The sequence below is a fragment of the Aestuariivirga sp. genome, assembly GCF_020252395.1.
Classification (GTDB): domain Bacteria; phylum Pseudomonadota; class Alphaproteobacteria; order Rhizobiales; family Aestuariivirgaceae; genus Aestuariivirga.
The window spans coordinates 58,796-81,836 of the sequence record NZ_JADCDB010000038.1 but is presented as its reverse complement, the minus strand read 5'-3'; the positions used below and the strand labels follow the sequence as shown (position 1 = coordinate 81,836).

Here is a 23,041-nt window from a genome sequence, read left to right as displayed (position 1 = left end):
AGCTTTGCGATCGCGAAGCACGGCTGGGAGGCCTAGGGAATGCTGATCTGGCCGGCGGTGCTCAGGGGCATGCAGGAGGTGCGATTCGGCATCAGCAATGCCGCCCTTGGCGCTTGCGGCCTGATGCTGATGCTGGCGCCCGCCGCCGCCGCCGATGATGACGGAAAGGGGCCTCTTTCCGAATTCTATTCCTACCTGCCAGCAGCGCCCGACATCCACCTGCCCGAAATCTCGATCCCGTTCTGGACCGATGACCTCAAGAAGGCGAAGCGCGCCTATAAGACCGGCGACTATGCCCGTGCGCTGAAGCTGTTCCGCCGTGTTTCGGACGACGGCAACATCGTGGCCGACTGGTACCTTGGCCACATGTACAACCAGGGCGTGGGCGTGCCCCGCGACGACGCGATGGCCTATAGCTACTACACGCGCGTGGCCGAGCACTATGACCCCGAGGAAACCGATCCAAACCGCCTGAAAATCACGGTCGACGCCATGGTGCGGCTGGCCGACTACCAGCGCACCGGGGCTGTCAACGCCGGCATCCAGCCCGACCCCAAGGCTGCAGCTCAGAACTACCTCAAGATCGCCACGGCCTATGGCCACCCCGCCGCTCAGTTCGCGCTTGGCGTGATGAGCATCAAGGGCGAGGGCCTGAAGAAAAATCCGGGCCAGGGGCTGAAGTGGCTCATGGCCGCGGCCCGCAAACGATATGCCCCGGCAGAAGCCTATCTCGGCGATCTCTACTGGTCTGGCCAGATCGTCAATGCCGACCGGACGCGTGCCGTGATGTGGTACATCCTCGCGCGCGAATCGGCCCGGCCCGACGAAAACCCGGAAATCTATGCCCGCGCTAAGCAGATCGAGGCCAGCGTGGGCGAGGACGAACGCATCGAGGCCGAAGCCCGCGCCAAGGTATGGGACGATCAGTATCCGGCCGAAAAGGTGAAGCCGGCAGGCGACTGATCTGGTCCACCTGCGCCCACGATTCTCGGGCAACCCAATCCGGCTTGTGTCCGGAGGGGCGAAAGAGGTCGCCTATGAGGCGCGCCGTCCCGGCCGCGACAGGATGAACCCCGCCGTGGCCCCCATCGTCAGCGCCGCGCCGGTTTCGATCCAGGCGGGGGCTTCGGCGCCGAAGTGGAGATAACTGAACGTCGCCGTCATCATTACCACGGCGATAACTTTGGCGCCGGTGAGGATAACGCCATGGTCTTCCCAGTCGCGGATGTGCTTGCCGGCATGGCGGTGGGAGCGGATTTTCTGGGCCATCACCGGGCTTGAGCGCGAGAAGGCCTAGATGGCGGCCAGCAGGAAGGGGGTGGCCGGGAACAGCGGCATGACGATGCCGAAGACCCCTAGCGCCACGCAGAGCCAGCCGGCGCAAAGCAGAACCGGGCGGCGCAGGGCTTTCATCACGCACGCCCCGCCGGGCTTGTGATCCCGGTCCGATTCATGTCAAGTGATGGCCCATGCCCGATCCGGTCGATCCCACGTCTCAACTGAAGGGCGCTGACGTCGAAATCAAGGCGCACAGCTCCGTTTTCAGCAAGCTGCGCGCCTATTTCTTCACCGGTTTGGTGATCACCGCGCCTATCGCCATCACGATTTGGGCAACCTACTGGTTCGTCACGCTGTTCGATTCCTGGATCAAGCCGGTCCTGCCGGCCTCCTACAACCCGGACACGTATCTCCCCATCAAGGTGCCCGGTTTCGGCCTGATCTTTGCGCTGCTGGCCATCACGCTGATCGGCTTCATGGCAGCCAATCTCGCCGGCCGGACGATGATCGCCATCTGGGACAAGATTCTCAACTCCACGCCGGTCGTAAGGTCGATTTACAAGGGCTCGAAGCAGATTTTCGAAACGCTGTTTTCGCAGAAGGGCGCCTCCTTCCGCTATGTCTGCCTGGTCGAATGGCCGCGGCGGGGGACATGGTCGATCGCCTTCATCTCGCGCGAGGTGGATGGCGCGCAGATCGGGCTGGAGCAGGGCAGGACGATGTATGCCGTCTACATGTCGACGACGCCGAATCCGACCTCGGGCTACGTCTTCTTCGTCGACGTCGAGGACGTGAAGATCATCGACATGAGCGTCGAGGACGGATTGAAACTCGTCATTTCCATGGGCCTCGTGTTCCCCGACAAGCCGCTGCCGCCGGAGAAGGAGACCGCCGCCGCCGTCACCCTGCCGACAGGAGCCTGACCGCCTCGTCCCGCTCGAAGAGGTAGAGCAGCACGCGCAGCGCCTCGCCGCGGGGGCTTTTGAGCTTCGGGTCCCTGTTCAGAACCAGCTGGGCGTCGTCGCGCGCCGCCTGCAGCAGGTCGCCGTCGGTCGAGAGGTCCGCCATGCGGAACAGCGGCAGTCCGGATTGCCGGGTTCCCAGTATTTCGCCCGCACCGCGCAGCCGCAAATCCTCCTCGGCGATGCGGAAGCCGTCCTCCGTCTCGCGCATGATGGAAAGGCGCGCCTTGGCCGTCTCGCCCAGGGGCTCCTGGTAGAGCAAGAGGCAGGAGGACTTGCCCGAGCCGCGGCCCACGCGGCCCCTCAACTGGTGCAGCTGGGCGAGGCCGAAACGCTCGGCATTCTCGATGACCATGACGGTGGCCTCCGGCACATCGACGCCGACTTCGATGACGGTGGTGGAGACCAGCAGCTTCAGCGTGCCGTCCTTGAAGTCCTGCATCACGCGGTCCTTGTCCGGCCCCTTCATCCGGCCATGGACGAGGCCCACCTGGCCCTTGAAGCGCGAGGCCAGCTGCAGGAAGCGCTCCTCGGCGGCGGCGAGGTCAACCTGCTCGCTCTCCTCGACGAGGGGGCAGACCCAGTAGGCGCGGTTGCCCTGCGCCAATGTGCGGGCGAGACCATCGATCACATCATCCATCCGCGCAAGGGGGATGACGCGGGTGTCGATGGGCAGGCGCCCCGCCGGCTTTTCCATCAGTTTCGAGACGTCCATGTCGCCATAGACCGTGAGTGCCAGTGTGCGCGGAATGGGGGTCGCCGTCATGACGAGAAGATCGGTTGCGCCGCCCGCCTTGGCCTGCAGCGCAAGACGCTGGTGGACGCCGAAGCGGTGCTGCTCGTCGATCACAACGAGGCCCAGATCCTTGAACGCCACATGCTCCTGGAACAGCGCATGGGTGCCTACGACGAGCGAGGTCTCGCCCGCGGCAATGCGCGCGATAATGCCGTCGCGCGTTTTACCCTTTTCGCGGCCGGTCAGCAGCGTGACGGTGATGCCTGCCGCCTCACACAGTCTGGACAGCGTTGCATGATGCTGTCTGGCGAGGATTTCCGTTGGCGCCATAAGCGCACCCTGTGCGCCACTCTCGATGGCCGTGGCGAGCGCCAACAGCGCGACCACGGTTTTTCCGGAGCCGACGTCCCCCTGCAATAGCCGCAGCATGCGGTCGCCCGAGGCCATGTCGCGCAGGATGTCCTTCACCGCTTCGGTCTGGGCATTGGTAAGACTATAGGGCAGAGCATTGATGAGCTTTGCCCTGAGGTCGCCCGTGCCCGGCAGCCTGCGCCCCTGGGCGCGTTTCATGTTGGCGCGGACGAGGGAGAGGGCCAGCTGGTTCGCCAGCAACTCGTCATAGGCGAGCCTGCGCCGCGCGGGGCTCTCGGGGCCGGTGGCGGTGGTGATCTCCGGGTGGTGCAGCGTGCGTAATGCCGCCGCGAAGCCGGGCCAGCCGTGGCGCTGCAGGAAGGGCACGTCCTGCCATTCGGGAAGCTCCGGCAGCTTCCCCAGCGCTTGGGCGATGGCCTTGGCCAGCACTTTGGGCGAGACGCCCTCCGTCAGCGGATAGACCGGCTCGATCAGCGGCATCCGATCGAACTCATCCGCCGGGACGATATGGTCCGGATGCGCCATCTGCGGCTCGTCGTTGAACCAATCGATCTTGCCGGAGATGAAGCGCGTTTCGCCCTCTGGCAGCATGCGGCGGATCGAGTCCGCATAGGCATGGAAGAAGACCAGCGTCAGCGGTCCGGTGCCGTCCGAAACGTCAACGCGATAGGGCATTCGCTTGTTGCCCATGGGCGGCGGGCGGTGCCGCATGATGGTTGCCTCCACCGTCACCACGCCTTCCCGCGGCAGGGCGTTGATCTTGGGCCTAAAGCGGCGGTCGACGACGCCGGAGGGCAGGTGGAACAGCAGGTCGATGATGCGCGTCGTGTCGCCCGGCGCCCCGTGCGCCGGGCGGAGGAATGAGGCAAGCAGCTTGTCCAGCTTGGCGCCAATGCCCTTGAGGCCGGCGGCACCGGCAAACAGCGGATTGAGGAGCGGAGGACGCATGGGGCTATTTCACCGGGAACCGGTTGCGGCGCAAGTGCGCTTGGGGCATGAGACCCTGGTGATGACGCACTTCCCCGAAACCGAAACCCGCCGCAAGCGTCTCCTGTGGCGCGCCACCCATCGCGGCATCAAGGAGATGGATCTGATCTTCGGCGGCTTCGTGGCGAAGCATCTGGACGCCTTCTCGGAGGCAGAGATCGCCGATCTCGAGCGCATCATGGATATCCCCGACCAGGACATGCTGTCCTGGGCCACAAAGCAGGCGGACGTGCCGCCCGGGCGCCTGTCGCCCTTGCTGACCCGCATCCTCGCTTATACGCCATGATTGATCTTTCGAAGTTGACGCCCAGGCTGTCACAGCCCGGCCGCACCGCCGTCTCCGGTGTGCCGCAGGGGCTGGACGCAATGCTGCTGCCCGAGATCGCCAGGGCCGCGGGCAAGCGCGTCGTCGTACATGTCGCGGTCGATGACCAGCGCGCCGCCGTGCTGGCGGACCAACTCGCCTATTTCGCGCCGAAGCTCGAGGTGCTGCGCTTCCCCGCCTGGGACTGCCTGCCTTACGACCGGGTCTCGCCGGTGGCCGACATCGTCGCCCGCCGCCTCGCCACGCTGGCGCGCCTCCTGGAGCCGGTGACGAAACCGGCCTTGCTCCTCACCACCATTCCAGCCATCCTGCAACGCGTGGTGCCGCGCTTGCTGATCGAGGCAACGCGCTTCTCGGCCGCACCCGGCAACCGGGTGAACTCCAACCAGCTGATCTCTTTTCTCGCCGAGAGCGGCTTCTCACGAACCGGAACGGTGGTGGACCCCGGCGATTTTGCAGTGCGCGGCGGCATCATCGATATCTTCCCGCCCGGCTCGGATGCACCGGTGCGCCTCGACTTCTTCGGCGACACGCTGGAGTCGATCCGCAGTTTCGACCCGGAATCACAGCGCACCACATCGACGCTCAAGCGCTTCACCCTCAATCCCGCCAACGAGGTGCTGCTGAACGAAACCTCGATCGGCAAGTTCCGGGTTAACTATGCCGGTGCCTTCGGCGGCATCGACATCAATGACCCGCTGTATGAGAGCGTCACCGCTGGCCGCAAGTATCAGGGCATGGAGCACTGGCTGCCGCTTTTTCATGACGAGCTCTCGACACTATTCGATTATCTCGATGACCCCGTCATCACGCTCGACCATTCGGCTGAAGAGGCGGCGACCGCCCGGCAGGAGCAGGTGGCGGAATTCTACAACGCGCGTCGCGAGGCCCTCATCAAGAAGGAAACCTATGGCGCGGCCCCCTATAAGCCGGTGAAGCCCGCCACGCTCTACGTCACCGAGACGCAGTGGGCGGAAGCGCAGACGAATTACACGGTTCTCGCCTTTTCGCCATTCGAAATTCCCAACGCAATTTCGTTCCATGGCCGCCGCGGCCGCAGCTTCGCAGCTGAGCGCGCACAGGCGGGTGATAATCTCTACGAGGCCGTGAAGAGCCATGCGGACGGCATCCGCCGCGGCGGACGCCGCGTCGCCATCGCCTCGTGGACTGAGGGTTCCCGCGAGCGCATGGAGACGATCCTCAAGGACCATGACGTGGCGCCGCTTGCCGCCGCCAAGGACTGGCCGGAGTTCCTGACATGGGACAAGGCCATCACCGGCCTTCTCGTGCTGGGATTGGAGGGGGGGTTCGAGACCGAAGATTTCGCCATCATTTCGGAGCAGGACATTCTCGGCGACCGCATGGTGCGCCGCGGCCGGCGCAACAAGAAGGCCTCCGACTTCATCAGCGAGCTATCGGCACTTTCACCGGGCGATCTCGTGGTGCATGTCGACCACGGCATCGGCCGCTTCGAAGGCTTGAAAACCATCGACGTGCAGGGCGCACCGCATGACTGCCTGTTTCTGTCCTATGCCGGCGGCGACAGACTGTTCCTACCGGTCGAGAACATCGAACTCCTATCGCGCTATGGATCGGACGAGCAGGGTGCGCAACTCGACAGGCTGGGCGGCGCGGCCTGGCAGGCGAAGAAGGCGAAGGTCAAGGAGCGCATCCTCAAGATCGCCGAGGGCCTGATCCGCACGGCTGCTGCCCGCGAGCTCAAGGCCGGCGACGTGCTGCCGCCGCCCGAGGGCGCTTATGAGGAATTCGCTGCGCGCTTTCCCTATGAGGAGACGGAGGACCAGCTCACCGCCATCGACGCCGTCATCGAGGATTTCCAGAAGGGCCGCCCAATGGACCGCCTCGTGTGCGGCGATGTCGGTTTCGGAAAGACGGAGGTGGCGCTGCGCTCCGCTTTCGTGGCGGCGATGAACGGCAAGCAGGTGGCAGTAGTGGTGCCGACGACGCTTCTTGCCCGCCAGCATTTCGCAACCTTCGAGGCGCGGTTCAAGGGGCTTCCCGTTAACATAGCCCAGGCCTCGCGCATGGTGCCGAAGAAGGAACTTGACCAGGTCAGGGCGGGTATCGCGAGCGGAGATATCGACATCGTGGTCGGCACGCATGCGCTTCTGGCGGAGTCGATCAAGTTCCGCGATCTTGGGCTCATGATCATCGACGAGGAGCAGCACTTCGGCGTGAAACACAAGGAGCGGCTGAAGGAGATGCGCGCCAATGTGCATGTTCTCACCCTCACCGCGACGCCCATCCCGCGCACCCTGCAGCTGGCGCTCTCCGGCGTGCGTGAGCTTTCGCTCATCGCCACGCCGCCACTCGACCGTCTTGCCGTGCGCACCTACATCACGCCCTTCGACCCCGTCATTATCCGCGAGAGCCTGCTGCGCGAACATTTCCGAGGCGGGCAGAGCTTCTATGTGGCGCCGCGTATCGCCGACCTTGACGAGATCGCCGCCTTCCTGCGCGAGACCGTGCCGGAGGTGAAGTTCCGCATGGCGCATGGCCGCATGGCGCCGACCGAGCTCGAGGACATCATGACCAGCTTCTATGACCGGAAATTCGATGTCCTTCTGTCCACCACCATCGTGGAATCCGGCCTCGACATCTCGACCGCAAACACGATGATCATCCACCGCGCCGACATGTTCGGCCTTGCACAGCTTTACCAGTTGCGCGGCCGCGTGGGCCGGTCGAAGCAGCGTGCCTACGCAATCTTCACGACCCCCGCCAACAAGACCCTCACGCAAGCGGCCGACAAGCGCCTCAAGGTGCTGCAGTCGCTCGATTCACTCGGCGCGGGCTTCACGCTGGCGAGTCACGACCTCGATCTGCGCGGCGCTGGCAATCTGCTGGGCGACGAGCAGTCGGGCCACATCAAGGAAGTGGGCTACGAGCTCTACCAGCAGATGATCGAGGAGGCGGTGGCCAAGCTCCGCACCGGCGAGGACACGCTCGAGACGGATGGCAAGTGGTCGCCGCAAATCAACATCGGCACCTCCGTCCTCATTCCTGAAACCTATGTCGATGATCTGCAGGTGCGCCTCGGTCTCTACCGTCGTCTCGCCGACCTGCACGACCAACAAGCGGTCGATGCCTTCGGCGCCGAGCTGCGTGATCGCTTCGGTCCGGTGCCGGAGGAGGTCAACCATCTTCTTGCCGTGGTCTCGATCAAGCTCCTGTGCCGCACCGCCAATGTGCAGAGCGTGGATGCAGGGCCCAAGGGCGCCGTCATGGCCTTCCGCGGCGATGCCTTCGCCAACCCGGGCGCGCTGGTGCAGTGGATCACGGGGCAGGGCGCCAAGGCCAAGCTGCGCCCCGACATGAAGCTGGTCGTCATGCGCGAGTGGGAGGTGCCGGAAGAGCGCCTCAAGGGCACGCGGCAATTGATGGAGACGCTGGTGAAACTGGCGGCGTGAGAGCCCTCCATCCGGCCTGTCGGCCACCTTCTCCTATTGTTGCGCAACGGGAGAAGGATCCGTTGGTGCAGCTTCACCTTCTCCCGCCGAAGGTGGGAGAAGGTGCCCGGCAGGGCGGATGAGGGCTGCTTCAGCGGGCTCCCTCTCAACCCTCATCCATCTCTTTCGCCACGCGGCTGATCGCATCCACCAGCACCGCCGGCGACTGCGCGCCCACCAGCGCATAGCTCTGCGCCAGGATGAAGGTCGGCACACCCGTTACGCCGATGTTTGTGGCGTGCTGTATTTCCGTCTTGGTTTCCTCAACATCCTGCGCGGTGTCGAGCAATTCGCGGATCTGCTGGGCGTTGATGCCGGCCTCGCCCGCGCATTGGGCGAGCACGTCGCGGTCGCCGACGTCCTTGCCCTGGCTCCAATAGGCCATGAACAGGCGCTCCACCATATCGTTCTGGCGGTCCACCGTGTGGGCCCAGCGGATCAGACGGTGGGCATCGAGAGTGTTGGGCGTGCGCGTGATAAGGTCGAAGCGATAGGGGATGTCCAGTTCCTTGCCCGCCTCGATCAGCGGGTCGTGGATTGTCTTCAGTTTCTCCGCCCCGAACTTGTTGAGCATGTATTCTTGACGGTCGACCCCTCCCTGCGGGATGCCCGGATCCAGCATGTAGGGCCGCCAGCGGATGAGGACATCCATGCCGAGCGCCGCCAGGGCCGCATCGAGCCTGCGCTTGCCGAGGAAGCACCAGGGGCAGATGACGTCGGACACGACGTCGATGGTGAAGCGGTCAGCCATGGCTCAGGGCTTCTCCAGTGCTTTCCGGTTGAGCTTGCCGTTGGCTGTTCGCGGGAGCGCGGGCACGAACCAGATCTGCGTGGAGCACTTATAAGCCGCGAGCCGCTCTCTTGCAAAGCCCATCACCGCCTCTTCGCCAACCTCAGCGCCGTCCCGCGGCACAAGAAGGGCGGCGATGATGGAGGCGGTGTCCGAAACGCACCACTCGCGCACGCCGGCCTCGGCAATGCCGGGGTGCCGCAGCAGCACGTTTTCCACCTCGACCGGCGAGACGCGGAATCCGCCGGCATACATCATGTTGTCGATGCGGCCATGGCACCAGACATAGCCGTCCCGGTCGAATTCGTCGGTGTCGCCGGTGGCGAACCATTTCCTGGCAAAGCACTCCTCGCCCCACTAGCCAAGGAACAGGCCGGGGTCGCTGCGGTGAACGGCCAGTCCGCCATCCCCGCCACGATAAGCGACGTCTTCTCCGCCGGTTTCCCGGCGAGGCAGTAGCGCGCGAGGTTCAGGCGCTCCGGCGGTGCTGCGCCGGTGAACGTCACTTGTTGCGCCAGAGCGCCGTCGTCTCGAAGCCGGTCAGCGGCTGGGCGTCCGGACGGCCGATGGTGTTCCAGCGCGCCACCCACTGGCCGCCGGCATTGTAGAAGGGCACCATATAGAAGCCTGAGGTCAGCAGCCGGTCTTCGGCGCGGACGGCTGCCACGAATTCGTCACGCGTCTTGGCGTCGAGCATCGCCAGTATGGCCCGGTCCACAGCCGGGTCCGCGATTCCAGGCATGTTGCGGCTCCCCTGTATCGTACGTCCATCGGAGCCGAAGTAGTCATTCTGCTCATTGCCCGGCGAGAGGGAGTTGAACCATGTCCAAGGGATCATGTCGAATTCATAGGAATTCTGAAGCAAGAGGAACTGCGCGGGGTCGACGATGCGGACATTCGCCGTGATGCCGATGGCCTGCAGTGTGCGCTGATAGTGGAGCGCGATCTTCTCCTGGTCGCGATCCTTGACCAAGATGGTGAAAACAAAGGGCTCGCCTTGTGCGTTCACGAGACCTTTGTCGCCCACGGTCCAGCCCGCCTCGTCTAGCAACCCCACCGCCTTGCGCAGCATCTTGCGGTCGCGCCCTGAGCCGTCGCTGACCGGCAGCCTGTAACTGCCATCGACGAAGTCCGGACGCAACTTCGCGAGCGCATCGCCCAGCACCTTCTTCTCGGCTTCATCAGCGGGCTTTCCTTCGGAGGAGAGTTCTGAGCCCCCGTAATAGCCAAAGGTGCGGTGGTAGGCGTTGTTGAACAGGTTGGCATTGGCCCATTCGAAGTCGAAGGCCATTAGCAGCGCCTCGCGCACGCGAGGATCCTGGAACAGCGGGCGGCGCGTGTTGAAAACGAAACCGGCTGCAGGTGCGGGCGTCTTCTGGTCCACTTTCTCCAGCGCGATCTTACCATCATTCACGGCCGGAAAGGTGTAACCCGTGTTCCAGCGCGTCGGATCGGTTTCGATGCGGACGTCCGCGAGACCGGCCTTGAATGCCTCGAAGGCGGCGTTCGCGTCGCGGTAGTAATCGAAGCGAACCGTGTCAAAATTCCACAAGCCCTTGCTGATTGGCAGGGTCTTGCCCCAGTAATCCGGATTCTTGCGATAGGCGATGGACTCGCCCGCCTTGATCTTGTCCATCACGTAGGGACCGGATCCCATCAGCGGCTCGAGGGTCGACTGGGAGAAATCCTTGCCCTGCCATTGCGTCTTGGGAAGGATCGGCATCAGGCCGACAATCATCGGCAGTTCACGGTCTCCCGAATCCTGGTGAAAGATGACGGTGTGGTCGTCCGGCGTGGCGACCTTGGTGATCTTGGAGTAGGATTTCTTGAAATTGGGACGGCCCTTGTCACGCAACGTTTCCATCGAAAACACCACGTCCGCCGCTGTGATGGGGCTGCCATCCGAGAATTTTGCCTCGGGCCGCAGCTTGAAGGTGAAGGTCTGGCGGTCATCCGACACATCGATCGTTTCGGCAATCAGGCCATAGAGCGAGAAGGGCTCGTTCCAGTTCCGCCCCAGCAGGCTTTCGAAGACATAGGTGCGCGGGCCAATGACCGCTTGCCCCTTCACAATGAAGGGGTTGACGCTGTCGAAGGCGCCGGTGATGGCCTGCCGCAGCTCGCCGCCCTGCGGCGCATCCGGATTGACATAGGGCAGGTTCTTGAAGTCTTGCGGCAGGGCGGGTTCGCCCAGCATGGCGATGCCGTGCTTGGGCTCGGCTTGGGCGAGGCTGGTAAAGGCCAGGAAGGCCGTGGCGAGGAGGGCGGTGCGGCGGAGCTTGGACATGGTCCCTCGATTGCAATGCGAATCGGAAGACATCATGGCCGGGCAAGCCCGGCCATGAAAGTCTTGGATCAGCGGACCAGGATGTTCTGGAATTGCCAGGGGTCCTTGCGGTCGAGGCCGTTGGCGAAGAGCTCGACCACCGAGTCCAGCGGCGTCCAGCCGGTGAAGACGCCGCGCACCGGACCCAGGTAGGGGGTCTGGATTGCGAGGCAGCGCTTGTAGTCCATCTCGTCCGTCTCCACGATGCCGGCCGTGGGATTTTCGATAGCCCAGATCATGCCGCTCAGCACGGCGGAGGTCACCTGCAGGCCCGTGGCGCTCTGGTAGGGGGCGAGCTTGCGCGCCTCCTCGATCGAGAGCTGCGAGCCGTACCAATAGGCGTTCTTCTTGTGTCCGTAGAGCAGCACGCCGAGCTCATCCCGGCCATCGGCAATCTGGTTCTCGTCGAGGACGTAGAAGTTCTTCGGGTGCTTGCCGCCATTGCCCAGCATTTCCACCCAGGACAGGACGGCGTCGTTGGAGGGGTGATAGGCATAGTGGCAGGTCGGCCGGTAAGTCACCTTGCGGCCCGCGCGGACAGTGTAATAGTCCGAGATCGAGATCGCCTCGTTATGGGTGACGAGGAAACCGAAATGCGGACCCTCGGTCGGCGTCCAGGTGCGCACACGGGTGTCGGCGCCGGGGGTCTCGATGTAGATCGCCGCACCGCAGCCCGTCTTGTGGCGCTTGCCCTTGGGCGGCAGCTTCTTCTCATGCGTGCCCCAGCCGAGCTCGGCGGGTTGCAGGCCCTCAGAGATGAAGCCCTCGACCGACCAAGTGTTGACGAAGGTGCCGAAGGGCTTCGGCAGCTTGGTGCGCTGCGTGTCGCGCTCGGCGATATGGATGCCCTTGACCCCCAGCTTCTTCATCAGCCTGGCCCAGCCGTCGCGCGTGGTGGGCTCCGCCACCTTCGTCTTGGTCGCCTTGGCAATATCCATCAGCGCCTGCTTGACGAACCATGACACCATGCCGGGGTTGGCGCCGCAGCATGAAACGGCCGTCGGGCCCGGCCCCAGCGCCCGCTTCAGATCGAGCATCTTCTCGCGCATCGCGTAATTTGTGCGCTCGCCCTGAGGAACCTTGGTGTTGTAGTAGAAGCCTGGCCACGGCTCGATCACCGTGTCTATGTAGAGCGCATGGGTTTCGCGCGCGAGCCGCATGATGTCGAGGCTGTCGACATCGACGGAGAGGTTCACGATGAAGGCAGGACCGCGACCGGCGGTCAGGAGCGGTTTCAGCACCTGGCGGTAGTTCTTCCGAGTGATCGCCTCCTTAAGGAAGGCAGCGCCCTGCCTCTCGGCCAACTGGCTATGTGTTGCGTCGGGGTCGATGACCGTGATCTGTTTGGGATCGCATTCAATGTGTCGCAAGATCAGGGGAAGCGCTCCCCTGCCGATCGAGCCGAAGCCGATCATCACAACAGGGCCATTCCACGCGGCGTGCACGGGCCAGTTGGTCATTTCATCGAAACTCCTGTGTTTGAGGGTTTGGGAAAGCGCCTATAGCGCCTTGAACCGTCATTCAAAAGAGAAATGTGAGATTACAACCCGGCCGGTCTTGGGCCTTGCCGATCAGCCTTCTGGAGGAAGATGTGCTTGCGTCTTGCGGCGGGAGAACTTCGCCAGTTCCCATTCGATCCGCGCTGTCTTGTAGGCATCTATCACTGAAAAGCCGTAGATCAGGATGCCGCCTGCATGACGCGTGAAGAAACTCGCCGTCTCCGGGGTCAGGCGCAGGCTTACCCATCCGAGAATGACGGTGAAGAACAGAAACATCAGTCCGCGCTGCGCCTTGCCGAGCAGCACATGGCCCGCGCCGGGCAGAATGACGGCGGCGGCGAGAACGGCATAGGGGTTCAAGGGCTTTGCAATCATGATGAAGCCGTCTCCGATGTTTCGATTTCCTGGCGCAAGGCCATGAGCAGATCGAGACTGTCGGTCACCATCAGCGGATCGATGCTGACGTCCCCGAAGTCAGCCTGGCGGAAGACGCCATAGCGCGCCCGGTCTGCTTCTGCTGCGAGCAACACGACGCGAAGTCCCTTTGGAGTGAGCAGGAGTTCCTTGCCATAACGTCCCCGGAAGAGCGCGAGATGGCGGGAGACGATACTTGGGTCTGGCATGTGCGCCGCGTCGTCGGTGCGGATGACGGCGTCCCGCGGGAAGTCAGGCGGGTTCGGCACAGTAACTGGCAGATGATCGAAGTTCGAGAAGCTGGAGAATCCCGCAGGACGCATCATCAAGTCAAGTGTTGCTCCCACCGGCAATGAACCCGGCAAGGTAACCATCAGCCACAGGCTGGGCAGCTTACGCACCGCCAGTGTGTCGGCCACCACCTTCACCTCGGCGATGCGACCCTTGTAGTGGCCCGTCAGAACATATGTCCCGGCCGTCATGCCTGCGCTGATGCGAGGTTTGTCCAGTACGGTGGCTGCCGCGGAAAGCAAACGGTCAGGCTCAGCCTTGCGCCGTCGAGCCGTGGAGATGGCATGGCGCGCGAGAAGAGCCGCGAGCGCTGCGGCCAGGGCCGTGCCGATGATCATTTGCCACATGAGGGCCGCCAGAAATCATGAGGCCCGCCACGAAGGGCGGGCCTGCATGTTGTCGAGGTTCAATAGCCCATGGGCTTTGGCCAGGGCATGGTGAATTGGTCACCGCGCTTCACGTAGCGGTAGCGGTAGAAGTGGAACCACAGCGACATGATCACGTAGAACACCACCATTGCCGTGAGCTGCGCTCCATAGCCGAGGAAGATGGCGAAATAGGTCACCACGCACAGTGCCAGCAGGACGATCGCCGGCAACGGGTGGAAGGGGTGCGTGTATCCGCGCCGGATCGTGCCAAGTGGCCACTTGTTCCGGAACATCATGATGTTGACGCTCATGAACGTGTAGTGAAGCACACCCGACAGGATCGAGAACGTGATTGCCTGCCCCAGGTTTGCGATGAAGGCGAAGGCCAGCGCGATCGGCACCAGGAAGATGATGGACCGGTAGGGGGTCCGGTACACGGGGTGCACCGCCGAAAACCACGGCGGCAGATAGCGGTCGCGGCCGAGTGAGAACCATGCCCGTGCCGCATCGTTGATGCAGCCATTGGCCGAGGCCAGCGCGGCGAGGATGGTGGCCGCGAACATCATGTTCTCCAGCACCGCGCTTCCGGTTAGTTTGCCGGCGTCGAGGAGCGGGTAGTACGTGAACCCCAGATACTGCCAGGGCATCAGTGAAGCGCAAATGTACCAGGTCAGGGATGCGCCGATGAGCAGCGTGATCATGCCGGCCATGGTGCCATAGGGCAGCGAGCGCGCCGGTGAGCGAACTTCCTCGGCCGCCTGAGTCGTCCCCTCGATGCCGAGGTAGAACCAGATGCCCCAGTGGAATGCGGCAATCACGCCGATCCAGCCATATGGCAGGGCATTCTCCGGCGTCACCATCTCGTTCAGCTTCAGGATCGTTCCCTGGCTCCACGGCTGGACCGAGAAGAACAGGACGATGATGGCCAGATAGGCAATCGCCGTGATCACAAAGTTGACGTTTAACGTCATCAGAACGCCGCGGTAGTTGAGCGCAGCGAGGCCGACGATGACAATGGCGATGATGCCCTTGTAGTGCCAGTCACTGAAACCCTCACCGGCATAGGATTTCACCGTGTCGGCGATGAGGATGGCGTTGGACACCTCCAGCATCGTGTAGGCGAAGACGAGGTAGAGCGCCACATTGAAGGCCATGAGAGGACCGACAATGTGCTTGGCCTGCGCATATTGGCCGCCGGCCGCGGCCACGGTCGAGGTCACCTCAGAATCGATCATGGCGACGGAGGTGTAAAGAAGACCGATCACCCAGCAGATGATCAGCGCGGCGAGCGTGCCGCCCTTGTCGGCGGCAAAGTTCCAGCCGGTGTATTCGCCGACGAGAACGATGCCAACACCCAGCGCCCAGACATGGCCGGGGCCTAGGATGCGCAGCAATGAGACTTTCTTCACCGTGTCTGCAGCGGAAGCGGTTGCGTTCGACATCTGACGCCCCTTAGACCCGATGGGTTTCTTGAAAAGCCTCGATCTCGCCTTCGCGGGAAGAGGTCAGGGTTGCTTCGGAATAGGTCGTGTCGACCCGGAACCAGTCATAAAGCATCCAGAGGAACAGTGCGGCGGACAGGATCCAGCCGATATTTGCAATTGCGATCCACATGGCCGTTCCCTCACTTTTCCTTGCCGTCGAATTTTTCCGCGATCACCTCACGATATTCCTTGTCGGAGGCGCGGAAGAGAAAGATGAAGTAACCGGCGATCACCGCTGCAAGGATGATGAGCTGCACCCAGTCGATCGAATAGTCGAACTTGTTCTGAATGATGTCATGCGCGGCTGCCGCGTCGGCGAAGCCGAGCTTGACCCATTGCTCGACCTGCGCCGGGGTCTGTCCAAGTGCTTCCCATGTCGGGTTCTCGATTTTCACGATCGAGCGGGACACGCCCGCCCATCCGGCCTGCAGCGGAAGCCACAAGGCGAGGAAAATGGCGGCGACAACGAAAACGATGTCGACCCATTGCATGAAACGGCTTTGTTCAGGAGGGGTATAGCGGGCCATGGTCAGCGTCCCTTCCGCATCTCGTCGAGATGCTTGATGTCGAGAGAATAGATGAACTTTTTGTCCTCTGCGTAGTGGCGCAGCATGGCGAAAACTGAAGCCGTGTTGAAGATAAGCAGCACGGCAGCCGCGATGAGCACCACGGCCCGCACCCCGGTGTCCGGGATGTATGGCCACGACATGACGAGGACGAAGATGATGGTCACCCAAAGCGCGACCACGAACAGCCATGCACCGCGGCGATCGCCTTGGTACATCGCCTCAATGCGTTGATTGAGGTCAGACATGCGTTTCTCCCATTGACCAGCCGTTATCCTCGCAGCCGGCTGGGCCAATCCCCTGTGTGTGAGTCGATTGCTGCGAAGCAATTTTGTTATCTGCGAGGAAACTCCGGCTTGTTGCCGATGTCAAGCTATCAAGACGCCTGCAGTCATAAGAAGGTCGGATTCAGGCCGTCGGGGGTTTGAAGGCAGCCATGCGCTGGCCAATATCGTGGGCCGACAGCCCGGTGCCGAGTGCCGCGACATTGAACTCGGGCTGCCGTAACAGGCGGCTGAAAAGGCCGAGCGCGCGGGCGGACCACGCGATTTGTGCAGCACTTTGGGCGGGCTCGGCCACGTCCATCTGCAGGGCATAGGACCGGCCGTTGAAGATTACCTTCCACGAGATCGCCTCCCACGGGATCGGGTGCGCCGAGAGCCGGCGGTCCATCAGCCCGGCCTCGGTCATCTCGATGGCGTTGCCGGTGAGGCGGGCGCTGCGCCAGCAATGGCCGGCCATAACGGCCCCCGCCACCGCCAGCACCAGTCCCATCAGGATAAGGACAGCGGCGCCGCCATTCCCGGACGGCCCCAGCAGCCCATAGCCTGCAACGGCGAAGAGCACGCCGACCGCGATCTCCGCCACCCAGAAAAGCAGCAGCAGGCGGGGCAATATTGGGCGGTTTGGCAGCAGGACGGGTGCGGGCATGCGGGAAGAAGGCCCGGGACAGACTTGCGAAGTCAAGTGTTGCAAGTGACCCCCATGAAGGGATACTCACCAGATGAAACGATTCAGGAACAAAAATGGCAAAGTCCGCTAAGACCGCAGACTCGCTCTTTGACGACCTTCCCGCCGCACTCCGCCCGCAAGCCCCCAAGGCGCCTGCTCGGTCTCGCGGCGAGGACAGCTATACCGCCGCCGACATTGAGGTGCTGGAAGGGCTGGAGCCCGTCCGCCGCCGCCCCGGCATGTATATTGGCGGCACGGATGAGAAGGCGCTGCATCACCTTTTTGCCGAGGTGCTGGACAATGCCATGGACGAGGCGGTGGCCGGCCATGCCACTTGGATCGACGTCAGCTACACCGCGGACGGCTATCTCTCCGTCACCGACAATGGGCGCGGCATCCCGGTCGACCCGCACCCCAAATTCAAGGACAAGTCCGCCCTTGAAGTCATCATGACCACGCTGCACGCCGGCGGCAAATTCGACTCCGGTGCCTATGAGACGTCGGGCGGCCTGCATGGCGTCGGCGTCTCGGTGGTGAACGCGCTGTCGGATCACGTGATCGTCGAGGTGGCGCGGGGCCAGCAGCTCTACCGGCAGGAATTCCGCCGCGGCAAGCCCACGGGTCCCATTCAGACCCTCGGCAAGGTTTCGGGCCGGCGCGGCACGAAAGTCTCCTTCCACCCGGACGAGCAGATTTTCGGCAAGGGCAACACCTCCTTCCAGGCGGCGCGGCTTTACAAGATGTCGCGCTCCAAATCCTATCTTTTCGGCGGCGTCGAGATCCGCTGGTCCTGCGATCCCTCCCTCATCAGGGACAAGGAGACGCCGGAGAAGGCCGTCCTCCACTTCCCCGGCGGCCTCAAGGACTTCCTCGCCGAGCGCATCGAGGGCGCCACCCGCGTGGTGGACGAGATCTTCGCCGGCCGCGTGGAGAAGGAGGGAAGCCACGGCACGGTCGAATGGGCGGTGGCCTGGTTCGGCGGCGATGACGGCTTCTCGTCCTCCTATTGCAACACCATCCCGACACCCGAGGGCGGCACGCATGAGCAGGGCTTGCGCACCGCACTCACCCGCTCCATCCGCAACTATGCCGACCTCACCCAGAACAAGCGCGCCGCCATCATCACGGCGGACGACGTGATGACGTCCTCGGGCGCGCTCCTTTCCGTTTTCATCCGCGAGCCGGAGTTTCAGGGCCAGACCAAGGACAAGCTCGCCACGGTGGAGGCCATGCGCATCGTCGAGACCGCGGTGCGCGATCATTTCGACCACTGGCTGACGGGCCACCCCGCCCAGGCCGACCGCCTCCTCGCCTTCATCATCGACCGCGCCGAGGAGCGCATCAAGCGAAGGCAGGAGAAGGACGTCTCGCGCAAGACGGCAGTGCGGAAGCTCCGCCTTCCCGGCAAGCTCGCCGATTGTTCGGCAACCCAGAAGGATGGCTCCGAGCTTTTCATCGTCGAGGGCGACTCGGCCGGCGGCTCCGCCAAGCAGGCGAGGAACCGCGAGACCCAGGCCGTGCTGCCTTTACGCGGCAAGATCCTCAACGTGGCGTCTGCCACTAAGGACAAGCTGGCCGGCAACCAGCAGCTCGCCGACCTCATCCAGGCGCTGGGCTGCGGCACAGGCTCCTCCTACCGCGAGGAGGACCTGCGCTACGACAAGATCATCATCATGACAGACGCGGACGTCGACGGCGCCCACATCGCCTCGCTGCTGATGACGTTCTTTTACCGCCAGATGCCGAAGCTCATCGACGAGGGCCACCTCTATCTGGCCGTGCCGCCGCTCTACAAGTTGGCCCAAGGCCCCAAGGTCGCCTATGCCCGCGACGAAAAGCACCGCGAGGAGCTGATGCGCACCGAGATGTCCGGCCGCGGCAAGGTGGAGGTGAGCCGCTTCAAGGGCCTCGGCGAAATGCTGCCCGCCCAGCTGAAGGAAACGACGATGGACCCCAGGAAGCGCCATCTCTTAAGGGTAACGCTCGAAGACGCCGCCCGCGCCGCGACGGCCAAGACGGTCGAGCAGCTGATGGGCAACAAACCCGAGGAGCGGTTCAACTTCATCAGCGAGCGCGCGGAGTTCGTGAGCGAGGAGGGGTTGGATATTTGACGAGTACTCTACACTTTAACAATAGCGCGGGAATGCACGTATGCGTAACAAAAACTTTATACCGAACCAGGTGTTTGTGGGACTCCCGTAGAAAACGGCGAAGCCCAAGTATGAGCGTGCGATCGAGTTTCTTGAGAAGAAGTTTCCGCTGTTTCTAACCATTGTCGGCAGAAATGATGGCCAGGATGCAGCGAACCTCTTTGAAGTTATAAAGCAACGAATACAGACTTCTACCGAGGCCATCTTTGATGCCACCGGCGGAAATCCCAACGTATCGCCGGAGTTTGGTTATGCAGAAGGGATTAATCTAAAGAAGACTATCTTTGTAAGCGTGCATAAGGCGGCAAGAAAAAATGCCCCCGGAAGCCCCATTATTTCAGATTTGGCTGGACAGAGCACAACAGGCCAAGGCTCTAGAAGCTGTTGGACGAAAAATCAGTGACAGGTCAGCGGCCCGGCCCCCACCCCGCCCTCCCCACAAGGGGGAAAGAGAAGAGATATGAGCCCGTGACCCCGCACGAAATACTCCGCAAGACCTTCGGTTACGAGAGCTTCCGGCCCGGGCAGGAAGGGATCGTCACCACCTTGCTCGAAGGGCGCAATGTGCTCGCCGTGATGCCGACGGGGTCGGGAAAGTCGCTGTGCTACCAAGTGCCGGCGCTGGCGCGGGGCGGGCTCGCTATCGTCGTGTCGCCGCTGGTAGCGCTGATGCAGGACCAGGTGGCGGCGTTGAAGCTGGCAGGCGTAGCCGCGGAGAGCATCAATTCGGCGCAAGACCGCGACGAGAATATCGCCATCTGGCGGCGCGTGGCGGCGGGGGAGGTTAGGCTCCTCTATCTCTCGCCCGAGCGGCTGATGACGGAGCGCATGATCTCCGCCCTCTCGAAGCGCGACGTCAGGCTCATCGCAATCGACGAGGCGCATTGCATCTCGCAATGGGGCCCGTCCTTCCGGCCTGAATATGACATGCTGCAGCAGCTGCGGCAGGCCTTCCCAGGCGTGCCGATCGGCGCCTTCACCGCGACGGCGGACGAGGCCACGCGGCGCGATATCGTGGGCAAGATCTTCGGCGGTACGGCGGAAATCTATGTCGCGGGCTTCGACCGGCCCAATATCAGCCTAACCGTGGCGCCTAAGGACAATGCCAAGACGCAGCTTCTCGACTTTCTGGACGGGCGGGCAGGCCAGTCCGGCATCGTTTATGCGCTGTCGCGCAAGTCGACGGAGGATTGGGCTTCCTTCCTCGTTTCCAAGGGCTTCCGCGCTATTTCCTATCACGCGGGCATGAGCGCGGAGGACCGGGCGGAGGCGCAGAGCCTGTTCATGACGGAGAAGGGGGTCATCGTCTGCGCCACTATCGCCTTCGGCATGGGCATTGACAAGCCGGATGTGCGCTTCGTGTTCCATGCGGATTTACCCTCCTCGCTCGATGCCTATTATCAGGAGATCGGCCGCGCGGGCCGCGACGGCAATCCGGCGGATGCGAAGATGGTCTATGGCCTGGGCGACATGCAGCTGCGCCGCCGCTTCATCGACCAGGAGGAGAGCGGCGACGAGCGGCGCAGGCGCGAGCACAAAAGGCTCGATGCGCTGGTGGCCTATTGCGAGGCGCCGGAATGCCGGCGGCAGAACCTTCTGCTCTATTTCGGCGAAGAGTCGCTGCCCTGTGGCAATTGCGATGTCTGCCTCGACCCGGTGCATCTGGTTGACAGTACGGTGGAGGCGCTGCGGGTGATTGACGCGGTGAAGAGCACTGGCCAGCGCTTCGGGGCCGCGCATGTCGCCGACATTCTGGTGGGTAAGGGGAACGACAAGATAGATGCGCTGCGGCACACGGAGCTGCCCGTCTTCGGCATCGGCAAGGCGCATGGCCGGCAGCATTGGCTGTCGATGATCCGGCAGCTGGTGGGCGGCGGCTATCTTGCGATCGATGTTGCAGGCTATGGTGGCCTTTCGATCTCGCCCAAGGGCCACGCGCTGGCGCGCGGCGAGGCGGCGTTCCGCTATCGGCAGGACCCGTCGCGCATGTCCCGCAAGGCGGAGCGGGCGCGCAAGATGATTGCGGCGGTGGAGGAGGGCGGCGTTTCCGACGAGCTGCTGCAGCGCCTGAAGTCGCTGCGCGCCAAGCTGGCGAAGGAGCGCCGTGTTCCTGCCTATGTGGTGTTCACGGACCGGACGCTGATCGACATGGCCGCGAGACGGCCGCTCACGCGGTGGGACTTCGGTGAGGTGCATGGTGTGGGTGAATCGAAACTTCAGCAGTTCGCCGACGTTTTCCTCGGCGAGATCACCCGCTATGTGCAGCAGGAGAGCGGAGTTGCCTGATTGGAAGGCAGCAGCTAAGCCTCCCTGAACGTCAGGACCGAATCGTGAAGTCTTCCCGCCTGCTTGAAATCAAGGCGCTGATCATCATCGCCCTGCCGCTGATCTTCGCCTATCTGGCCGATGTGGCGATGATCATCACCGCCAAGATGGTGGTGGGCAGGCTCGGCGCCATCGATCTCGCGGCGGCCGGCATCTCCACCGATCTATCCTACCAGATGTGCATCATCCTGATGGGCTTCTTTTCCGTTGTGGGTGTTCTCGTCTCGGAAGCGCGCGGCGCGCTCGACCGTGAGCGCATAGTGCCGGAGTTAATCCGCGGCATGATCCTGTCCGGATTGCTCGGGCTCGCCGTCACGGGTGCTGTGCTCAATCTCGGCTATGTGCTGACGGCGCTGGGACAGCAGCCCGAGGTGATCGATCTTGCCGGCCCCTATTACACCGGCTTCGCTTTTGCCATGCTGCCTATTGTGTGGTTCGGCGTGCTGCGGAGCTTTGCGGCAGCCATGATGAAGACCGGATTCGTGCTGGCGGTGACGGTGGTGACCGTCATCCTCAATTATTTTCTGATGCAGGGGCTTGTGCATGGCAGTTTCGGATTTCCCAGGATGGGGATGGCCGGGGCGGGTATCGCCTGGGCCGTGTCCATGTGGTTCAAGTTCCTGTGCCTCGGGGTCTATGTCTTCTTCCTCATCCGCAAGCAGCGCCTGCCGCTCTGCGCCCGCGCGATCGGCGGGCCGCGCGCCTATGGTCCGCTGGTCAAGCTGGGCCTACCGGTTGCGGGCATCGTGGCGATGGAGTCCGGGCTGTTCGCCGCCACGTCGCTCCTCTCCGGCATCATGGGCACAGTGGAGTTGGCGGCCTATCAGATGGTGATGGGGTGGATTGCCATTCCCTTCGTGATTTCGCTGGGCATCTCCGAGGGCGCCATGGTTCGCGTGGCTTATTTCGTGGGCGCAAAGGATCCCGCGGCAGCGCGGCAGGCGGGGAACCTCGGCATGCTGGTGGGGGTGGGCGTGCCGGCGTTGCTGGTGGTTATCCCGTTGTTCGCACCGGGTCTCGTCACCCGCGTCTTCCTCGGCCCGTCAGACCCGGACTTTGCGCAGATCGGTGGGCTGGTGGCCACATTGCTGCTGATCGCGGCCGTGTTCCAGGTGTTCGACGGGCTGCAGGTCATCGCCTCGCACGCGCTGCGCGGCCTCAAGGATGCGGTGGCTCCGCTGATCATCGCCGGCATCGGCTATTGGCTGATCGGGCTGGGCAGCGGTTATCTGTTCGGGTTCCACTTCGGCTGGGGTGCGCCCGGCCTGTGGGGCGGCGTCGCCTTGGGACTTGCGTTCACCGCCGTGCTGCTTGCTTGGCGCTTCGAGCTTCTGGCAAAACGTCAGTTGCCGGAGTGATTGGTGGTCGAGATGTAGGTCTCGTCCTCCTGGCCCGCACGCTCGAACTTCAGGAAGTCGTAGTAGCCGCAGTGGCCTTCGCCGGGAAAAATCCGGCAGGTGGACGGGCGCGCAGTATAGATGGTGCAGCGGCGCTCGGTGGTGTCGAAGAATTGGCAGATCTTGCCGAAGTGCTCGTCCTTCTGGCGGCGCATCACGCGCTTGTAGCCATGCGCCGGCTTGAAGAACTTCTTCTCAGCCTGCTTGAGGCTGAGGCCGAAGTGCCTGGCAATTCGCTCTGCATCCTTGTCCTTCACCTCGATGACGGGGTAGGAGCAGCAATAGCCGGGGCACTTCATGCAGTCGTATTTCGGGCGGGCCATGGATCTCGGTTCCGGATGCGATGTTGT

21 protein-coding genes and 1 pseudogene are annotated in these 23,041 nt (G+C 63.1%); 8 read left to right on the top strand and 14 right to left on the bottom strand.

Annotation, left to right across the window (positions count from 1 at the left end):
- The first annotated feature begins 39 nt into the window (after positions 1-39).
- On the top strand, positions 40-963 hold the full coding sequence (locus IOC82_RS16200) for a tetratricopeptide repeat protein (protein ID WP_290547236.1): 924 nt from the start codon (positions 40-42) through the stop codon (positions 961-963).
- Between the two features lie 72 nt (positions 964-1,035).
- Here the strand turns inward: IOC82_RS16200 and IOC82_RS16195 are convergent.
- A pseudogene (locus tag IOC82_RS16195) lies at positions 1,036-1,413 on the bottom strand (YbaN family protein).
- A 56-nt stretch (positions 1,414-1,469) separates the two neighbouring features.
- Between IOC82_RS16195 and IOC82_RS16190 the strand changes: the two are divergent.
- A complete protein-coding gene (locus IOC82_RS16190; protein WP_290547235.1) occupies positions 1,470-2,201 on the top strand; it encodes a DUF502 domain-containing protein in 732 nt (243 codons plus the stop codon).
- Here the strand turns inward: IOC82_RS16190 and recG are convergent.
- Positions 2,179-4,296, bottom strand: coding sequence for an ATP-dependent DNA helicase RecG (gene recG, locus IOC82_RS16185; protein WP_290547234.1), 2,118 nt, complete (start codon positions 4,294-4,296; stop codon positions 2,179-2,181). The two genes, IOC82_RS16190 and recG, sit on opposite strands and share 23 nt — an antisense overlap.
- Before the next feature lie 61 nt (positions 4,297-4,357).
- Here recG and IOC82_RS16180 point away from each other — a divergent pair, with 61 nt between their 5' ends.
- Together IOC82_RS16180 and mfd are read left to right on the top strand one after the other, a co-directional pair.
- A complete protein-coding gene (locus IOC82_RS16180; protein ID WP_290547233.1) occupies positions 4,358-4,621 on the top strand; it encodes a succinate dehydrogenase assembly factor 2 in 264 nt (87 codons plus the stop codon).
- Positions 4,618-8,091, top strand: coding sequence for a transcription-repair coupling factor (gene mfd, locus IOC82_RS16175; protein ID WP_290547232.1), 3,474 nt, complete (start codon positions 4,618-4,620; stop codon positions 8,089-8,091). The genes IOC82_RS16180 and mfd overlap by 4 nt, the downstream gene beginning before the upstream one ends.
- A gap of 145 nt (positions 8,092-8,236) precedes the next feature.
- On the opposite strand, the gene IOC82_RS16170 is transcribed toward mfd, so the two are convergent.
- A complete protein-coding gene (locus tag IOC82_RS16170; RefSeq protein ID WP_290547231.1) occupies positions 8,237-8,881 on the bottom strand; it encodes a DsbA family oxidoreductase in 645 nt (214 codons plus the stop codon).
- Between the two features lie 3 nt (positions 8,882-8,884).
- A complete protein-coding gene (locus tag IOC82_RS16165; RefSeq protein ID WP_290547230.1) occupies positions 8,885-9,178 on the bottom strand; it encodes a hypothetical protein in 294 nt (97 codons plus the stop codon).
- A gap of 15 nt (positions 9,179-9,193) precedes the next feature.
- Here IOC82_RS16165 and IOC82_RS16160 point away from each other — a divergent pair, with 15 nt between their 5' ends.
- Positions 9,194-9,379: a hypothetical protein gene (locus IOC82_RS16160; RefSeq protein WP_290547229.1), complete on the top strand. Its 186-nt coding sequence runs from the start codon at positions 9,194-9,196 to the stop codon at positions 9,377-9,379.
- Between the two features lie 43 nt (positions 9,380-9,422).
- On the opposite strand, the gene IOC82_RS16155 is transcribed toward IOC82_RS16160, so the two are convergent.
- The 9 genes from IOC82_RS16155 to IOC82_RS16115 all read right to left on the bottom strand — a co-directional run bounded on the left by IOC82_RS16155 (position 9,423) and on the right by IOC82_RS16115 (position 16,798).
- Positions 9,423-11,207 carry an extracellular solute-binding protein gene (locus tag IOC82_RS16155; RefSeq protein ID WP_290547228.1) on the bottom strand — a complete coding sequence of 595 codons (1,785 nt, stop codon included), beginning with the start codon at positions 11,205-11,207 and terminating at the stop codon, positions 9,423-9,425.
- 68 nt (positions 11,208-11,275) lie between these two features.
- On the bottom strand, positions 11,276-12,706 hold the full coding sequence (locus IOC82_RS16150; protein ID WP_290547227.1) for a saccharopine dehydrogenase C-terminal domain-containing protein: 1,431 nt from the start codon (positions 12,704-12,706) through the stop codon (positions 11,276-11,278).
- 111 nt (positions 12,707-12,817) lie between these two features.
- Complete coding sequence (locus IOC82_RS16145; protein WP_290547226.1) at positions 12,818-13,120, bottom strand: hypothetical protein; 303 nt, start codon at positions 13,118-13,120, stop codon at positions 12,818-12,820.
- Positions 13,117-13,788 carry a hypothetical protein gene (locus tag IOC82_RS16140; protein ID WP_290547225.1) on the bottom strand — a complete coding sequence of 224 codons (672 nt, stop codon included), beginning with the start codon at positions 13,786-13,788 and terminating at the stop codon, positions 13,117-13,119. The genes IOC82_RS16145 and IOC82_RS16140 overlap by 4 nt, the downstream gene beginning before the upstream one ends.
- A gap of 68 nt (positions 13,789-13,856) precedes the next feature.
- On the bottom strand, positions 13,857-15,260 hold the full coding sequence (locus tag IOC82_RS16135) for an amino acid permease (RefSeq protein WP_290547224.1): 1,404 nt from the start codon (positions 15,258-15,260) through the stop codon (positions 13,857-13,859).
- 10 nt (positions 15,261-15,270) lie between these two features.
- Positions 15,271-15,432, bottom strand: a complete 162-nt coding sequence (locus IOC82_RS16130) for a hypothetical protein (protein WP_290547223.1) — start codon at positions 15,430-15,432, stop codon at positions 15,271-15,273.
- Between the two features lie 10 nt (positions 15,433-15,442).
- On the bottom strand, positions 15,443-15,829 hold the full coding sequence (locus tag IOC82_RS16125; RefSeq protein WP_290547222.1) for a hypothetical protein: 387 nt from the start codon (positions 15,827-15,829) through the stop codon (positions 15,443-15,445).
- Positions 15,830-15,831: 2 nt separating this feature from the next.
- Positions 15,832-16,116: a hypothetical protein gene (locus IOC82_RS16120; RefSeq protein WP_290547221.1), complete on the bottom strand. Its 285-nt coding sequence runs from the start codon at positions 16,114-16,116 to the stop codon at positions 15,832-15,834.
- A 160-nt stretch (positions 16,117-16,276) separates the two neighbouring features.
- Positions 16,277-16,798 carry a hypothetical protein gene (locus tag IOC82_RS16115; protein WP_290547220.1) on the bottom strand — a complete coding sequence of 174 codons (522 nt, stop codon included), beginning with the start codon at positions 16,796-16,798 and terminating at the stop codon, positions 16,277-16,279.
- A gap of 95 nt (positions 16,799-16,893) precedes the next feature.
- Here IOC82_RS16115 and parE point away from each other — a divergent pair, with 95 nt between their 5' ends.
- The 3 genes from parE to IOC82_RS16100 all read left to right on the top strand — a co-directional run bounded on the left by parE (position 16,894) and on the right by IOC82_RS16100 (position 22,652).
- A complete protein-coding gene (parE, locus tag IOC82_RS16110) occupies positions 16,894-18,930 on the top strand; it encodes a DNA topoisomerase IV subunit B (RefSeq protein ID WP_290547219.1) in 2,037 nt (678 codons plus the stop codon).
- Between the two features lie 507 nt (positions 18,931-19,437).
- On the top strand, positions 19,438-21,255 hold the full coding sequence (gene recQ, locus IOC82_RS16105; RefSeq protein ID WP_290547218.1) for a DNA helicase RecQ: 1,818 nt from the start codon (positions 19,438-19,440) through the stop codon (positions 21,253-21,255).
- Between the two features lie 44 nt (positions 21,256-21,299).
- The gene (locus tag IOC82_RS16100; protein ID WP_290547217.1) at positions 21,300-22,652 is read left to right on the top strand and encodes an MATE family efflux transporter; all 1,353 of its coding nucleotides are present in this window, start codon (positions 21,300-21,302) and stop codon (positions 22,650-22,652) included.
- Here the strand turns inward: IOC82_RS16100 and IOC82_RS16095 are convergent.
- Positions 22,637-23,014 carry a YkgJ family cysteine cluster protein gene (locus tag IOC82_RS16095; RefSeq protein ID WP_290547216.1) on the bottom strand — a complete coding sequence of 126 codons (378 nt, stop codon included), beginning with the start codon at positions 23,012-23,014 and terminating at the stop codon, positions 22,637-22,639. The genes IOC82_RS16100 and IOC82_RS16095 overlap by 16 nt on opposite strands.
- Positions 23,015-23,041 lie beyond the last annotated feature (27 nt).

Coding starts and splice junctions, on each gene's coding strand:
- IOC82_RS16190 (WP_290547235.1), top strand. CDS start 1,470: ATGCCCGATCCGGTCGATCCCACGTCTCAACTGAAGGGCGCTGACGTC.
- IOC82_RS16150 (WP_290547227.1), bottom strand. CDS start 12,706: ATGACCAACTGGCCCGTGCACGCCGCGTGGAATGGCCCTGTTGTGATG.
- IOC82_RS16180 (WP_290547233.1), top strand. CDS start 4,358: ATGACGCACTTCCCCGAAACCGAAACCCGCCGCAAGCGTCTCCTGTGG.
- IOC82_RS16120 (WP_290547221.1), bottom strand. CDS start 16,116: ATGTCTGACCTCAATCAACGCATTGAGGCGATGTACCAAGGCGATCGC.
- parE (WP_290547219.1), top strand. CDS start 16,894: ATGGCAAAGTCCGCTAAGACCGCAGACTCGCTCTTTGACGACCTTCCC.
- IOC82_RS16135 (WP_290547224.1), bottom strand. CDS start 15,260: ATGTCGAACGCAACCGCTTCCGCTGCAGACACGGTGAAGAAAGTCTCA.
- IOC82_RS16200 (WP_290547236.1), top strand. CDS start 40: ATGCTGATCTGGCCGGCGGTGCTCAGGGGCATGCAGGAGGTGCGATTC.
- IOC82_RS16155 (WP_290547228.1), bottom strand. CDS start 11,207: ATGTCCAAGCTCCGCCGCACCGCCCTCCTCGCCACGGCCTTCCTGGCC.
- IOC82_RS16145 (WP_290547226.1), bottom strand. CDS start 13,120: ATGATTGCAAAGCCCTTGAACCCCTATGCCGTTCTCGCCGCCGCCGTC.
- IOC82_RS16130 (WP_290547223.1), bottom strand. CDS start 15,432: ATGTGGATCGCAATTGCAAATATCGGCTGGATCCTGTCCGCCGCACTG.
- IOC82_RS16125 (WP_290547222.1), bottom strand. CDS start 15,829: ATGGCCCGCTATACCCCTCCTGAACAAAGCCGTTTCATGCAATGGGTC.
- IOC82_RS16140 (WP_290547225.1), bottom strand. CDS start 13,788: ATGATCATCGGCACGGCCCTGGCCGCAGCGCTCGCGGCTCTTCTCGCG.
- recG (WP_290547234.1), bottom strand. CDS start 4,296: ATGCGTCCTCCGCTCCTCAATCCGCTGTTTGCCGGTGCCGCCGGCCTC.
- IOC82_RS16160 (WP_290547229.1), top strand. CDS start 9,194: ATGGCACCAGACATAGCCGTCCCGGTCGAATTCGTCGGTGTCGCCGGT.
- IOC82_RS16170 (WP_290547231.1), bottom strand. CDS start 8,881: ATGGCTGACCGCTTCACCATCGACGTCGTGTCCGACGTCATCTGCCCC.
- IOC82_RS16165 (WP_290547230.1), bottom strand. CDS start 9,178: ATGATGTATGCCGGCGGATTCCGCGTCTCGCCGGTCGAGGTGGAAAAC.
- mfd (WP_290547232.1), top strand. CDS start 4,618: ATGATTGATCTTTCGAAGTTGACGCCCAGGCTGTCACAGCCCGGCCGC.
- IOC82_RS16095 (WP_290547216.1), bottom strand. CDS start 23,014: ATGGCCCGCCCGAAATACGACTGCATGAAGTGCCCCGGCTATTGCTGC.
- IOC82_RS16115 (WP_290547220.1), bottom strand. CDS start 16,798: ATGCCCGCACCCGTCCTGCTGCCAAACCGCCCAATATTGCCCCGCCTG.